The following is a 14,030-nucleotide window of genomic DNA, read 5'->3' as shown; positions in this document are numbered from 1 at the left end:
CTTCTCCTTCTTGCACTTAACCGACCGGCGCATCAGGCGCAGGAGCTGCGTCCGGCACCGGTTTGGGGCGCCCCTTCCGGAAATAGATGGGCGCAAACGCCTCTTTCTGGTTCAGCTCGAGCTGACCTTCGCGAACCAGTTCCAGCGCGGCGGCGAAGCTCGAGGCGAACACCGTCGCGCGCTGGGTCGGATCGGCGACGTGCCGGACCAGGAAGTCGTCGAGCACGCCCCAATCGTCCTGCTCGCTGATGCTGCCGACCAGCCGCTCCAGCGTGGCGCGCGCCTCGGCGAGCGACCACACCGTGCGCTTGGCCAGATGCACGCTCGCCAGCACGCGCGACTGGCGCTGCGAGGCGTAGGCGGTGAGCAAATCGTACAGCGTCGCCGTGTATTTCGGATGCTTGATCTCGGCGATCTGCTCAGGCTCGCCGCGCGGGAAGATGTCGCGCAGCAATTGCTGCCTGTTCATCAGCCGGTTGGCGGCTTCGCGGATGGCCTCCAGCCGGCGCAGGCGGTTGGCGAGCGCGGTCGCCATCTGCTCGGCACTCGGGCCTTCCGCGCTCGGCGGCTCCGGCAGCAGCAGGCGCGACTTCAGGAAGGCGAGCCATGCCGCCATGACGAGATAGTCGGCGGCAAGCTCGAGCCTGATCTTTCGCGCGGCCTCGATGAAGTGGAGATACTGGTCGGCCAGCGCCAGGATCGAGATCTTGGCGAGGTCGACCTTCTGCTGCCGCGCCAGCGCGAGCAACAGATCGAGCGGACCCTCATAGCCCTCGACGTCCACCACCAACGCCGGCTCACCCTCGGCAAGCTCTGCGGGCCGCCCGGTTTCGAAAGATAGAATTTCTGCGGTCATGCGGATGCCGTGTTTGCCCGTGCGATCAATGCGTCCAGCTCAGTGCGTGCGGCGACGCGGTCGAGCGGTTGCGGCGCCTTGCGCGCGGCGAGCGCGGCGTTCGCCCGCTCCAGCGCCCGGCCCGACAGCTCCGGTGTCTGGCCGGCGACCTCGCGCATCTCCTCGATATTGCCGTTGCAATGCAGGGCCATGTCGCAGCCGGCCGCGAAGATGGCGCGGGTCCGCTCGGCGATATTCCCCGACAGCGCGTTCATCGACACGTCATCACTCATTAACAAACCCTGGAACCCGATTGCGCCGCGAATCACGTCAGCAATCATTGTCGCAGATGTCGTCGCCGGATGGGCGGGGTCGACCGCGCTAAACACAACATGTGCAGTCATGGCCATCGGCAGGTCCGAAAGCGGCTTGAATGCGGCGAAGTCGGTCCGTTCCAGCTCGTCCCTGGGCGTATCGACCGTCGGCAGCTTGAAATGGGTGTCGGCAGTGGCCCGGCCATGGCCGGGGATGTGCTTGAGGACCGGCAGCACGCCGCCCTGCTCCAGGCCCTCGGTGACAGCGCGGGCAATCGCCGCAACCTTGCCAGGCTCGGTGCCATAAGCCCTGTTCCCGATGACGGCATCGGCGCCCTCGACCGGCACGTCGGCCAGCGGCAGGCAATCCACGGTTATGCCGAGATCGGCAAGATCGGCTGCGATCAGACGGGCGGACAGGCGCGCCGCGGTGAGCCCAAGTGCCGAATCAGTGTCGTACAAGGTCGAGAAAACGGCGCCCGGCGGATAGACCGGCCAGTGCGGCGGACCCAGGCGCTGCACCCGTCCGCCCTCCTGATCGATCAGGACAGGCGCGTCGGCGGCACCCGCCGCCGTCCGCAATTCCGCAACCAGTGCAGCGACTTGAGCTGGCGTTGCGACATTGCGCTTGAAGAGGATGAAGCCCCATGGGCGCTGCTCGCGGATAAACTCCCGCTCGACGGCGGTCAGTTCCGTTCCGGATACACCGGTAATGAAGGCCCGCGTGCTCATAACGGCCGATTAACCCTGACCCGCGAGGGGGTCAAGGAAACGGCCGTTAATTCCTCTGGACGAAGCAGGCAGACAAGCCAGCAGACTTCAGGCTGTTGCAGGCGTGCGTCGCTTCCTCGGCCGAACCATAGGGCCCAGCGAAGGCGCGGTAGACGACGCCCTTGCCCTTGTCGCTGAGGTCGACGCGCTTGATCACCGGCGAACGGGAGCCGAGCACGCTGCCATACTTGCTCTGAAGCACGCGGTACGACGCGGCGGCGCTATCCTCGCTCTGCTGCGAGGAGACCTGCACGACGTAGCCACCACCGCCGCTGCTGGCGGGCGCGATTTGCGTCGGGGTGGTCGCAGCCATCCGCTGCGGCGGTTCGGCCGCTGGGACCGACTGCGGCGCCAGCGACATCGGCTGGTTGGCGCTGGCATTGGCAGAGGTCGGCGGAGTGCGCGGCGCGGCCGGTGCAACGGGTGCAGCAACTGGCTTCGGCCCCGCCGTGGGCCTGGCGGCAGCGGCCGATTGCGGCGTGGCGCTATCGGTCTGATCGCCCTTCACGGCGACAGTCCTGATCGCGCGCGGCGAATTGTTCGGCATCGTGCCGTTGCTTGAGGTCGCGCTGGTGCTCGGTAGCGGCACCGCAGACGGCGACACGCTCGCGACCGACGGCGGGTTCGCATTCTGGTTCAGCGGCGGGAACACCACGCGGGGACCGCCCGCCTTGGCGTTGACGTCGACCGGCGCTTCTTCGCGCGGCACGATCTTCTCGGTGCCATCGCCGCTCACCATGCGATCCGGCACCTTGGCCGAGGAATCCGTCGGCGCGGGCACGATCTTGGTCGGAGTGTTGTCGGCCTTGATGATCGGCGGCTCACCGCTGCGGGGCGAGCCGACATAGGTCTTGTAGGCGAAGGCGGCGCCGGTGCCGACCACGGCAAGCGCCAGGATCGCCGCGACCGTCATCATGCCGCCGCGCTGCTTCTTGGGCTCTTCGAGCTCCGCATCGGGATAGTCGCTCTGATACGCGTAGGGATCGTCGGGATAGGCCGGCTCGCGCTGATAGTCCTGCTCGCCTGCCTCCAGCCGGCCGTAGAGCGCATCGTCGTAACGCGCCGGATCGGGCTGCTGATGCGGCTCCTGATAGGCCTGTTGCTGGTAAGCCTGATCCTGCTGCTGGTAGGCCTGATCCTGGTAGGCTTGCCCCTGGTAGGGCTGCGCCTGATAGGCGTGATCCTGATAAGCCTGCGGCTGAAGCTCAGGCTCGGGCGCGGCGGGCTGGGCTGAATAGCGGTGCAACGGATGAACCGGGTTTACGGACACGGGATAGTCGGGCTCGGGAGCTGGCGCCGGCTGCGGCTGCACGTTGGCGCGCCGCATCCATGAGGGCGGCCCGGGCTGCGCCGGCGGAGCCTGCTCGGCGTAGTCCTGCTGATAATCGTCTTGCCGATCCTCTTGCCGATAGTCGTCGTCCTGATAGCTCTGTGCGGGCGCGGGGGCTGCCGGCGGATGCGCGCCGGGCCGCCCTTGAGCTGCGAACGGATCGGTCTGTCCGATCAGGCGGGCGAGCTCGGCCAAGGGATCGCTCTCCGCCTTGCCATGCTGGGCGCCACCGCGACCGTAGTCATCGGAGGGAAACGGTCTGTCCTGATATCGTTCGGCCATCGTGATGATGCGTCCCTTCGGGAAAGCCGCGCGCCCCTCGACCAAGGCACGGCTTTCGACCCACAAGGCTTTCAACCAAGTCTAAGCGATCCGGCTTCTGCCGGTTACCCCAGATATTCCCCTTAAGTAGTTCGCCCCAAACTACCGCATCTCGTTCGGAGCATGGACGCCGAGGATGGCGAGGCCCGATGCCAGAACCGAGACGACGCCCTGGACCATGGCCAGTCGCGCCTTTGTAAGCTCTGCATCATTATTGATAATGAAGCGTAAATAGGGCAAATCGCGCCCCTTCGTCCAAAGTGCATGAAATTCGCTGGCTAAATCATAGAGATAAAAGGCAATTCGGTGCGGCTCGTGGGCCGCGGCTGCGGCTTCCAGCATGCGCGGAAATATTGCGAGCCGCTTGAGCAGGTCGAGTTCGACCGGGTCTGACAGCCGTTCCACCGCCGACTCAGCGAGCCAGGCGATCCGCTCTCCGGCATCCTCCGGCAGTTCCGGGAACACCTCCGCTCTCGCGTTGCGGAAGATCGAGTGGCCACGAGCGTGGCCGTACTGGACGTAGAACACCGGGTTGTCGCGCGACTGTTCCATGACCTTGGCGAGGTCGAAGTCGAGCACGGCGTCGTTCTTCCTGTAGAGCATCATGAAGCGGACGGCGTCCTGGCCGACCTCATCCACCACCTCACGCAAGGTGACGAAGTCCCCGCTCCGCTTGGACATTTTCACCGGCTCGCCGTTGCGCAGCAGCTTGACAAGCTGGACGATCTTGACGTCGAGCGAGCCCTTGCCTGACGTCGTCGCCTTCACCGCCGCCTGCATGCGCTTGATGTAGCCGCCATGGTCGGCGCCCCAGACGTCGATCATCTCCGCAAAACCGCGGTCGAACTTGTTCTTGTGGTAGGCGATGTCGGCGGCGAAGTAGGTGTAGGAATTGTCCGACTTGATCAGCGGACGATCGACGTCGTCGCCGTAAGCCGTCGCCTTGAACAGCAGCTGCTCGCGGTCTTCCCAATCCTCGACCGGCGCGCCCTTCGGCGGCGGCAGGCGGCCTTCGTAGACGTCGCCCTTGGCCTTCAGGAAATCGATGGTCTCGGCAACCTTGTTGTTGCCGGTCTCGATCAGCGAGCGCTCGGAGAAAAACACATCGTGGCGGATGTTGAGGGCGGCGAGATCGTCCTTGATCTCGTCCATCATCATCGCGATCGCCTTGGCGCGCACCGTCGGCAGCCATCCGGCCTCGCTCATCGCGAGGAGCTTGTCGCCGTGCTCTTTCGCCAGCGCCGCGCCGACCGGCTTCAGATAGTCGCCCGGATAGAGCCCTTCCGGAATCGGACCGATGTCCTCGCCGAGCGCCTCGCGGTACCGCAGGAACGCGGAGCGCGCGAGCACGTCGACCTGGGCGCCGGCGTCGTTGATGTAATATTCGCGCGCGACGTCGTGGCCTGCGAACTGGAGCAGGCTCGCCAGCGCGTCGCCAAACACGGCGCCGCGGCAATGACCGACATGCATCGGCCCGGTCGGATTGGCCGAGACGTATTCAATATTGACCTTAGAGCCGCCGCGGACGCGGCCGTAATCGGCGCCCTCGCGCAGCACAGTCCGCAGCGCCTCCGCCCAGGCGGCCGGCCTCAAAGTCAGATTGATGAAGCCGGGACCGGCGACATCGACCTTGGCGATCAGCGCGTCGGCACGCAGCCGCTCGGCGATCTGCTCGGCGAGATTGCGCGGCTTGGCCTTTGCCTCTTTCGCCAGCACCATGGCGGCGTTGGTCGCCATGTCGCCATGGGAGGGATCGCGCGGCGGCTCGACCACCACGCGCGCGAAATCGATGCCCTCGGGCCAATTGGCTTCCGCCGCCAGCGTGCGGCAGGCGGCGTGCACGCGTGCAAGCACGTCGGCGAACAAATGCAGTGCTGAGGATGTGTCGGGCATGGCCGCCGCCTAACGCAAATCCGGGGTCGAGTCAAAAAGCCGCTGGTGCTCGGTCAGGGCGAAACGGTCGGTCATTCCGGCAATGAAATTGCCGATCCGGCGGGCCCGGTCACCCTCATTGTCCGCCTCCGCCCCCAGCAGCCATTCCGGCGGCAGCTCGCTAGGGGATTTCAGGTATTTCGCGAACAGGTCGAACAGGATCTGCTCCGCCTCCCCCATCACCCGCATCACCCGCTTGTGACGGTACATGTGCTGATAGAGGAAGGTCTTGATGGCGGCCTCCTCCTCGGCGACCTCGGCCGGAAATGCGACCAGCGCCCAGCTCTGCTGGCGGACATCCTGGGCCGATTGGGGCTTCACCGCGGCGAGGTTCTTCTGCGCCTGCGCGAACACCGCACCGATCAGGTGTGAGATCAGCTCGCGCACGAGCTCGGCACCGCGCCTGAGGTCTTCGAGATCGGGATAGTGCGCTGAGGTCTCTGCGATGATTTCAGCTGTGAGCGGCATCACCTTGAGATCGTCGAGATGGAACAGGCCGGCACGCAGGCCGTCGTCGATATCGTGGGCGTCATAGGCGATGTCGTCGGCGATGGCGGCGACCTGCGCCTCCAGCGAGGCGAAGCTCCACAATTCGAGGTCGTAGGTCTTGATATAGTCGGCGATGCCGACGGGAATGCCGTGCTCGCGATAGCGACCGACCGGCGCGCCGCTGCGGTCGGTCAGCGGACCGTTATGCTTGACGATGCCCTCCAGCGACTCCCAGCTCAGGTTGAGCCCGTCGAAATCAGGATAGCGATGCTCGAGCGAAGCGACGACGCGGAGCGTCTGGGCGTTGTGGTCGAAGCCGCCAAAGTCCTTCAGGCAGGCGTCCAGCGCCCGCTCGCCGGCATGGCCGAACGGGGGATGGCCGAGATCGTGGGCCAGCGCCAGGGTTTCGGTGAGATCCTCGTCCAGCCCGAGCTGCCGGGCCAGCGCACGGGCGATCTGCGCCACCTCCAGCGAATGGGTCAGCCGGGTGCGGTAGTGGTCACCCTCGTGGAACACGAACACCTGGGTCTTGTACTTCAGGCGGCGGAACGCGGTGGAATGGATCACCCGGTCGCAATCCCGCCGGAACGGGCTGCGGGTCCGGCTCGGCGGCTCCGCGACCAGCCGGCCGCGGCTGCGGTCGGGATCGCAGGCATAGGGCGCATGGGGGGCAGCCATTCCGACGGACACGACGAATTTAGTCCCTATCCATTTGATTCTGCGTATCCTTGCACTTAACTATGCCGGACGCGGGATACCAAATGAATTGGGCAAGTGAACCTGCCAAGTGAACCTGGTATGACCGCGGGACTATCGGAGACGAGCCATGACGACCGACGTGACCATCAGTGACCGCGCCGCACGCCGGATTGGGGAGATCCTCAAGGGCGAAGGCTCTGGCGCGATGCTGCGCATCTCGGTCGAGGGCGGCGGCTGCTCGGGTTTCCAGTACAAGTTCGACATCGACCGTGCGCGGACCGACGACGATCTCGTGATCGAGCAGGACAATGCGGTGGTGCTGGTGGATTCGGCCTCGCAGCCGTTCCTGGCGGGATCGCAGGTCGATTTTGTCGACGATCTGATCGGTGCCTCGTTCCGCGTCAACAATCCGAACGCTACTGCGTCCTGCGGCTGCGGGACCAGCTTCTCGGTCTGACCGCTTACGCGCCTGTTATCTGCTTCTCCTCGTCCGTCCATTCCATCTCGACCGGCATCAGCTCCGGCTGGAGCGGCGCGTCCTCCGTCATCACGTGCCCGTCGAGCGCGCGCAGCAATGCCGCGACCAGCGCCGGCTTGCGCAGCGGCTTGGCGAGGAAGTCCGACATGCCCGCCTCGCGGCAGATCCTGACGTCCTCGGGGAAGGCGTTGGCGGTCAGCGCGACGATCGGCAAAGCTTCGTAGCGCCCGCCTTGCGCGCGGATCGCGCGGGTGGCCGCGAGCCCGTCCATGTCGGGCATGCGCACGTCCATCAGCACCACATCGTAATTGCCTTCGGATGCTGCCGCGACGGCCTCAGCGCCGTCGGTGACGACGCGCAGCTCGACGTCGAAGGCCCCCAACATCTTGCTCACGACCATGCGGTTGACCGCGTCGTCCTCCGCGACCAGCACCTTCAGCGGCCGATCGAGACCGGCGATACGGGCCTGGAGCTCGTCGGCCTCCTCGTGGCCGGCCGTCTGCTCGGAGACCTGCGCCTGGCTCCAGGGCAGCACCAGCGTGAAGCGGAAGGTCGATCCCTCGCCCGGCGTCGAGGTGACGCCGATGGTGCCGCCCATCTGCTCGATGATGCGCCGAGAGATCGCAAGGCCGAGGCCAGTGCCGCCGAAGCGGCGGCTGATCGAGGCGTCCGCCTGGGCGAAATCGCTGAAGAGCTGGCCGAGCTTTTCGGGAGCGATACCGATGCCGCTGTCGGTCACCGTCCATTCGACGGTCGCCAGCAAATCGCGGCGCGCCTGGCAGGTCGCCGAGATCGTCACCTCGCCCTCATCGGTGAACTTCACCGCATTGGACGCGAGGTTGAGCAGCACCTGGCGGATGCGCGCGACGTCGCCGCGCAGCGTCGGCGGCAGGTTCGGGTCGAGTTCCAGCTTGACCGTCAGCCCCTTGCCCTTGGCGCTCGCGCGCACCACGGTCGCGACCGCCTCCACCAGCGCCTGCGGGGCGAAGTCGATCACCTCGAAGGTGAAGCGCCCGGCCTCGAGCTTGGACAGGTCGAGGATGTCGTTGAGGATGCGCTGGAGATTGTCGCCGGACTCGCGGATCGTGGTGACCGCCTCGCGCTGCTCCGGATCGAGCCTGGTCTCGAGCAGCATGCTGGCAAGCCCGAGCACGCCGTTCATGGGCGTGCGGATCTCGTGGCTCATCACCGCGAGGAAGTCCGACTTGGCGCGACTCTCGGCCTCCGCCTTTTCCGCGCGCCAGCGTTCGGTCACGTCGCGCCCGAAGCCGCGATACCCGAGGAACTGTCCCTCGCGGTCATAGGCCGGCTTGGCCGTCAGCGACCACAGCCGCGCCTCGCCGCCGGCGACGACCTTGAGGTTCATCTCGTGCAGCGGCTCGTTCTGCTCCATCAGGCCGACGACGTTGTAGGCCGCGCTCTTGTCCTCCGGGCACAGCATGTCGAGCACGTCGGCGAAATGCGATCCCTTCAACAGCGGCAGCGGCAACTGAGCGACGTCCGCGAAGCGCTCGGGCACATCGACCAGATGCCCTTCGGCATCGGTCTGCCACAGCCAGTCGCTGGCGTTCTCCTGAAAGTCTTTCAGCAGCAGCGAGATGATCTCGGTCTGGCGTTCGAGTTCGAGCTGGGCCTTGAGATTGCCGAGGAACAGATTGCCCTGCGAGACGATGCTGCGCGCCATGAAAAATGCGAACAGCAACAGGAACACCGCCGTCACCAGATACGGCCCGGCGCCGCAGAGCAGCATCGCACCGGCGCAGGCGGTCGTCATGGTGGCGAGATAGACGAGGCCGGCGCGCGGGAACGTCGACAGCGTGAAGGCACCGCCCGACATCATGCCGACCATCAGGCAGGCCAGGATCAGCTGGCTGGTCGGCTCGATGCGGCTGAACAGAGCGAGCGGCAGCGCGCCCCAGATCGCGGCGAGCAAGACCGCCTGCCGCAGCATCCGCCGCGCGGCGCGAGGCGAGGCCTCCTGCGGCGGGTTCTGATGCGACCGCCGCCAGGCGCGCACCGCGAGCGAGGCGGTGGCGGCGAGCGTCAGGCCCCAGATTGCGAGGAAGTCGTTCCAGCCCCTGCCCCAGAACAGGATCAGCACGATGGCGACGTTCAGCATCGTCACCGCCATCGTCACGGGAATCAGCCGCGTCACGGCGTCGATCTGCTTGGCGCGGATTCGGCGGATCTCGCGCTCGCTGAGATCGGCGGTCAGCCCGTCCTCAATCTCGAAGCCGCCGAGCCAATACAGGAACGCGCCGATCAGGCCGTCACGCGGCTCGGTTCGCTTCATCGGTTTGTCCGGCCATCCCATTCGTGGAACCTTTTGACGATCAATGGCCTGCCGCCTGCTTAAGGCGGGTTAATTTTGTGGGAGATTTTGCGGCGTCCTTGACGGGCGCGTTTGCAGTTTGTTCTAACCATGGCCCCTGCCCGGAGCCCGCCGACATGACCATTAGAGTTGCCACCTGGAACGTGAACTCGGTCCGGCAGCGGATCGACCTTCTCCTGACCTGGCTGAGGGAGTGCCAGCCGGACATCGTCTGCCTCCAGGAGATCAAATGCGTCGACGAGGCCTTTCCGAGGCTGGAGATCGAGGCGCTCGGCTACAACGTCATCACCCATGGGCAGAAGACGTTCAACGGCGTCGCGCTGCTCTCCAAGCTCCGGTTCGACGAGACCAAGTCGGGGCTTGCCGGCGACGACGAGGATGCCCATGCGCGCTTCCTCGAGGGCGTGGTGACGCTGAAGTCGGGCGTGCTGCGCATCGCCTGCCTTTATCTGCCCAATGGCAATCCGGTCGGGACGGAGAAATATCCCTACAAGCTCAAATGGATGTCGCGGCTTCTTGACTATTCGAAAGAGCGCCTCAAGACCGAGGAGCCGCTGATCCTCGCCGGCGATTTCAACGTCATCCCGCACGCCCGCGACGTGCATAATCCGGCCGCCTGGACCGAGGACGCGCTGTTCAAGCCGGAGACGCGGGAGAGCTTTCAGTCCCTGCTCGGCCTCGGGCTGACCGATGCCTTGCGAGCCGTCACGGATGAGCCCGGGCTTTACACCTTCTGGGATTACCAGGCCGGGGCCTGGCAGAAGAACCAGGGCCTGCGGATCGACCATCTGCTGCTGTCGCCGCAGGCCAGCGACCGGCTCGCCAATGTCGGGATCGACAGCTATGTGCGCGGCTGGGAGAAGCCGTCGGACCACGTGCCGGTGTGGGCGGATCTGGATCTGGAGGCGGCGTAGGCCGGGGCCCCGAGGTGGTGGGTTACGCTTCCGACGTTCCGCGTTGAATCAGCGAGGATGTCGTCGCTAACCCACCCTACGGCACCGAGGTTGCCGAGCTACTCCCGGCGGCCGCCCTGCACCCACTGTTCCAGCATTTGCAGGCACATGGCGCGGTCGTCGTCGGAGGCCTTGGCGAAGGCGCGGCTGTAGCTTTCCTTGATCCAGGTCTCGTCGGCGCCGGCGCTGTCACGCGCCAGCGTCAGCCACATCAGGCCGCGCGCGGCCTGTCGCGGCAGACGGTCGCCGTTGAACAGCATCTGGCCGAGCAGCGCCTGGGCCTCGTGCTGGCCCTTCTGCGCGGCAAGGCCGAGCCAGCGCGCGCCATAGCGGAAATCCTCACGCGAGGCGTCCGGCGTCTTCAGATAGAGCCGGGCGAGATCGTATTGCGCGTCAGCATTGCCGAAATAGGACGCAGCATAGGAGAACATCTCCCGCGCCCGCTCCGGGTCCGACTTGACCTTCGAGTTCGGGATGCCGCTCAGATAATAGCGGCCGAGCGCGACGAAGGCGTTGGCCACGATCTGCGCCTGCGGTGCCGACGGGCTGTCCTCGGCATGCGCATTGGCGATCCGGCTGAAATATTCGAAGGCGCGCAGATCGTCCTGGGCGACGCCGTCGCCATTGGCGTACATGCGGCCGAGCTTCCACTGTGCGATGGGGTGGCCACCCTCGGCGGCATATTGCAGCGCACTGAGCGAGGTCTCCTGAGGCACAGTCGCCGGCGCGACCTTACCGCGCGCGGTCACCGCAGTCCCCGGCAAGGTGGTCACGACCGGGATGGTCGCGTCCTTCGGGTTGACCGGAGCCCCGTCGAAGGCAAGCGCCGGGGCGGCCAGCGCACCGGCCCCCAACACAAACGCAACTATGGCACGCCTAGATGTCCGCATAGCACTGTTTCTCGTGCGCGCCGCCCGGATGGGTCACTGCCCCCCCGACCGCTGGTCCAACCTGTTGAGCATACTTCCAGAGCGCACCTGACGTGTGGTTAGTCGCGCGAGCGGTCCATTTGGTCTTGCGCTGGGCCAGCTCGGCGTCGCTCAATTTTACGTTAAGGGTACCGGCGACCGCGTCGATCTCGATGATGTCGCCGTCCTCGAGCAGCCCGATCGGGCCACCAATGGCAGCTTCCGGCCCGACATGGCCGATGCAGAAGCCGCGGGTGGCGCCGGAGAAGCGGCCGTCGGTGATGAGCGCGATCTTGCCGCCCATGCCCTGGCCGGTCAGCGCCGCGGTGGTCTGGAGCATTTCCCGCATGCCGGGGCCGCCCTTCGGCCCCTCGTAGCGGATCACGATGACTTCGCCTTCGCGGTAGGTGCGCTTCTGGACCGCCTCGAAAGCATCCTCCTCGCGGTCGAAGCACCTGGCCGGACCGGTAAACCTGAGGTTGGACATTCCCGCGACTTTCACGATCGCACCTTCTGGCGCCAAATTGCCCTTCAGACCGACCACACCGCCAGTGACGGTGATGGGCTTGTCTGCCGGGTGCACCACGTCTTGGTGCGGATTCCACTTCACGCTCTTGAGGTTGTCGGCGATCGTGCGGCCTGTGACGGTAAGGCAATCACCGTGCAGGAAGCCGTTGTCGAGCAGCGTCTTCATCAGAAGCGGTATGCCACCTACTTCAAACATGTCTTTGGCGACATAACGACCACCCGGCTTCAAATCCGCGACATATGGTGTCTTTTTGAAGATTTCGGCTACGTCGAACAGGTCGAACTTGATGCCACACTCATGCGCGATCGCCGGCAGGTGCAGCGCAGCATTGGTCGAACCGCCCGAGGCTGCGACCACGGCGGCGGCGTTCTCCAGCGCCTTGCGGGTGACGATGTCGCGCGGCCGGATGTTTTCGGCGATCAGGTCCATCACCTTCTCGCCCGCGGTCATGCAGAAGGCGTCGCGGATTTCATAGGGTGCCGGAGCGCCGGCCGAGTAAGGCAGTGCGAGGCCGATCGCCTCGGACACGGTCGCCATGGTGTTGGCGGTGAACTGCGCGCCGCAGGCACCCGCCGAGGGGCACGCCACGCGCTCGATCTCGTCGAGATCCTCGTCCGACATGGCGCCGACGGAGTGCTTGCCGACGGCCTCGAACATGTCCTGCACGGTGACCTGCTGCCCGCGGAAAGTGCCGGGCAGGATCGAGCCGCCATAGATGAAGATCGAGGGCACGTTGAGACGGACCATCGCCATCATCATGCCCGGCAGCGACTTGTCGCAGCCGGCAAGCCCGACCAGGGCGTCATAGGCATGGCCACGAACGGTCAGCTCGACGGAGTCGGCGATGCATTCGCGCGACGGCAGCGAGGAGCGCATGCCGTCATGGCCCATGGCGATGCCATCGGTCACGGTGATGGTGCAGAACTCGCGCGGGGTGCCGCCGGCCGACGCCACGCCCTTCTTCACCGCCTGCGCCTGGCGCATCAGGGCGATGTTGCAGGGAGCGGCCTCATTCCAGCAGGAGGCAACGCCAACGAAAGGCTGGTGGATCTGCTGGGTGGTCAGACCCATGGCGTAGAAATAGGACCGATGCGGCGCGCGCGCAGGGCCTTCCGTCACGTGACGGCTCGGCAGCCTCTGCTTGATGTCGGTCTTCGCGTCCATCGCAAACCAGTTTCCTCGGTCAACCCTTTCAGACCCGAAAAATCAGAGCCAAGATTTGAATCGACCTTGGGATTTCTCGTCGCCTTCGAAGACCGCCGCTACCCCTAAAACATTAGAGCGATTTTATTCATGCTCGGGTGTGGCCAAAAAGCGGCGGTGATGCGAACCACCAGTGATGACGGTTAAATCGGAACCGGGTGTTGCGTAGACAGCACAATCGTTACCGGGAAGACACGGGGTGGACTACTGAAATACCCTCGGAGGGAGGATGATCCACAACTTCAGATTTTGTATCGGCAACAACACTTCCGAATTGCTCCGCGAGGCGGTGACCGCGCGCGGGTGAGTCGGGGCGCGCTGCTCATCAACGATTCCTCCCTCGTGTCCCGGACAAGCCGCAACGCCTCTTAGCGTTGCGGCGCAAAGCCGGGATCCAGAAAGCAACAGGGCGCGATGCGGATGGATGGGCCCCGGCTCTGCAGCGCACCGCTGAAGGAGCGCTGCGCTGCGTCCGGGGCACGAGAGCGGAGTTATGACGCACGCTTTCTCCACGCCGTCATTGCGAGGAGCCCTTGCGACGAAGCAATCCAGAATCCCTCCGCAGAGAGACTCTGGATTGCTTCGTCGCTTCGCTCCTCGCAATGACCGCGTATGAGGTGACACCCTGGTTCTCCAAGTGACGCCGTCATTCCCCGCGAAGGCGGGGAATCCAGTACGCTGCGGCTTCTCGGTTCAATCACAACTGTCTCTGGAATACTGGATCACCCGCCCCAGTGCGCAAGTGCGCACAAGGCGGGCAACTGAATGTGTGGATGCACACGCCTTCTCGTCCTCGCGGCGCATTCGCCCGAGCTTTGCTTGGTCGCTCCACCCTCTAAAGCCAAGAGGGCGCAGGGAAGGCCGGGTGCTGGCTCGCACCCGCGGTCCGCTGCGCGAAATGCACACGCAGAAAGAACCGCACAGCAGCATACAGGT

At 65.4% G+C, this 14,030-nt stretch carries 10 protein-coding genes; 2 read left to right on the top strand and 8 right to left on the bottom strand.

Annotated elements, in window-relative coordinates; translation table 11 throughout:
* Positions 1–16: 16 nt before the first annotated feature.
* The 5 genes from GA0061098_RS25915 to GA0061098_RS25895 form a co-directional block, all read right to left on the bottom strand.
* Positions 17–856, bottom strand: coding sequence for a segregation and condensation protein A (locus GA0061098_RS25915; RefSeq protein ID WP_018317872.1), 840 nt, complete (start codon positions 854–856; stop codon positions 17–19).
* Positions 853–1,881 carry a beta-N-acetylhexosaminidase gene (gene nagZ, locus GA0061098_RS25910; protein WP_091963227.1) on the bottom strand — a complete coding sequence of 343 codons (1,029 nt, stop codon included), beginning with the start codon at positions 1,879–1,881 and terminating at the stop codon, positions 853–855. The genes GA0061098_RS25915 and nagZ overlap by 4 nt, the downstream gene beginning before the upstream one ends.
* Positions 1,882–1,927: 46 nt before the next feature.
* A complete protein-coding gene (locus tag GA0061098_RS25905; RefSeq protein WP_091963682.1) occupies positions 1,928–3,532 on the bottom strand; it encodes an SPOR domain-containing protein in 1,605 nt (534 codons plus the stop codon).
* A 141-nt stretch (positions 3,533–3,673) separates the two neighbouring features.
* Positions 3,674–5,464, bottom strand: a complete 1,791-nt coding sequence (gene argS / locus GA0061098_RS25900; RefSeq protein WP_091963224.1) for an arginine--tRNA ligase — start codon at positions 5,462–5,464, stop codon at positions 3,674–3,676.
* A 9-nt stretch (positions 5,465–5,473) separates the two neighbouring features.
* Complete coding sequence (locus GA0061098_RS25895) at positions 5,474–6,670, bottom strand: deoxyguanosinetriphosphate triphosphohydrolase (protein WP_165637602.1); 1,197 nt, start codon at positions 6,668–6,670, stop codon at positions 5,474–5,476.
* A 148-nt stretch (positions 6,671–6,818) separates the two neighbouring features.
* On the opposite strand from GA0061098_RS25895, the gene erpA reads away from it, so the two are divergent.
* A complete protein-coding gene (gene erpA, locus GA0061098_RS25890; protein ID WP_038949166.1) occupies positions 6,819–7,148 on the top strand; it encodes an iron-sulfur cluster insertion protein ErpA in 330 nt (109 codons plus the stop codon).
* A 4-nt stretch (positions 7,149–7,152) separates the two neighbouring features.
* Here the strand turns inward: erpA and GA0061098_RS25885 are convergent, their stop codons facing one another.
* On the bottom strand, positions 7,153–9,483 hold the full coding sequence (locus GA0061098_RS25885; protein WP_091963218.1) for a hybrid sensor histidine kinase/response regulator: 2,331 nt from the start codon (positions 9,481–9,483) through the stop codon (positions 7,153–7,155).
* Positions 9,484–9,617: 134 nt separating this feature from the next.
* Here GA0061098_RS25885 and xth point away from each other — a divergent pair, with 134 nt between their 5' ends.
* Positions 9,618–10,415 carry an exodeoxyribonuclease III gene (xth, locus tag GA0061098_RS25880; RefSeq protein WP_091963215.1) on the top strand — a complete coding sequence of 266 codons (798 nt, stop codon included), beginning with the start codon at positions 9,618–9,620 and terminating at the stop codon, positions 10,413–10,415.
* A 98-nt stretch (positions 10,416–10,513) separates the two neighbouring features.
* On the opposite strand, the gene GA0061098_RS25875 is transcribed toward xth, so the two are convergent.
* Positions 10,514–11,344 (bottom strand): tetratricopeptide repeat protein, encoded by an 831-nt coding sequence (locus GA0061098_RS25875; RefSeq protein ID WP_091963212.1) that lies wholly within the window; start codon positions 11,342–11,344, stop codon positions 10,514–10,516.
* Positions 11,331–13,055, bottom strand: coding sequence for a dihydroxy-acid dehydratase (gene ilvD, locus GA0061098_RS25870; RefSeq protein WP_091963208.1), 1,725 nt, complete (start codon positions 13,053–13,055; stop codon positions 11,331–11,333). Before ilvD ends, GA0061098_RS25875 begins: the two co-directional genes overlap by 14 nt.
* Positions 13,056–14,030 lie beyond the last annotated feature (975 nt).

Source organism: Bradyrhizobium shewense (assembly GCF_900094605.1).
GTDB classification, from domain to species: domain Bacteria; phylum Pseudomonadota; class Alphaproteobacteria; order Rhizobiales; family Xanthobacteraceae; genus Bradyrhizobium; species Bradyrhizobium shewense.
Note: the sequence above shows the minus strand (reverse complement) of the source record. Positions and strands in the feature narration are given on the sequence as shown.

Excerpts from the sequence above, each read along its gene's own strand:
- GA0061098_RS25915 (WP_018317872.1), bottom strand. The coding sequence starts at position 856 with ATGACCGCAGAAATTCTATCTTTCGAAACCGGGCGGCCCGCAGAGCTT.
- nagZ (WP_091963227.1), bottom strand. The coding sequence starts at position 1,881 with ATGAGCACGCGGGCCTTCATTACCGGTGTATCCGGAACGGAACTGACC.
- GA0061098_RS25905 (WP_091963682.1), bottom strand. The coding sequence starts at position 3,532 with ATGGCCGAACGATATCAGGACAGACCGTTTCCCTCCGATGACTACGGT.
- argS (WP_091963224.1), bottom strand. The coding sequence starts at position 5,464 with ATGCCCGACACATCCTCAGCACTGCATTTGTTCGCCGACGTGCTTGCA.
- GA0061098_RS25895 (WP_165637602.1), bottom strand. The coding sequence starts at position 6,670 with ATGGCTGCCCCCCATGCGCCCTATGCCTGCGATCCCGACCGCAGCCGC.
- erpA (WP_038949166.1), top strand. The coding sequence starts at position 6,819 with ATGACGACCGACGTGACCATCAGTGACCGCGCCGCACGCCGGATTGGG.
- GA0061098_RS25885 (WP_091963218.1), bottom strand. The coding sequence starts at position 9,483 with ATGGGATGGCCGGACAAACCGATGAAGCGAACCGAGCCGCGTGACGGC.
- xth (WP_091963215.1), top strand. The coding sequence starts at position 9,618 with ATGACCATTAGAGTTGCCACCTGGAACGTGAACTCGGTCCGGCAGCGG.
- GA0061098_RS25875 (WP_091963212.1), bottom strand. The coding sequence starts at position 11,344 with ATGCGGACATCTAGGCGTGCCATAGTTGCGTTTGTGTTGGGGGCCGGT.
- ilvD (WP_091963208.1), bottom strand. The coding sequence starts at position 13,055 with ATGGACGCGAAGACCGACATCAAGCAGAGGCTGCCGAGCCGTCACGTG.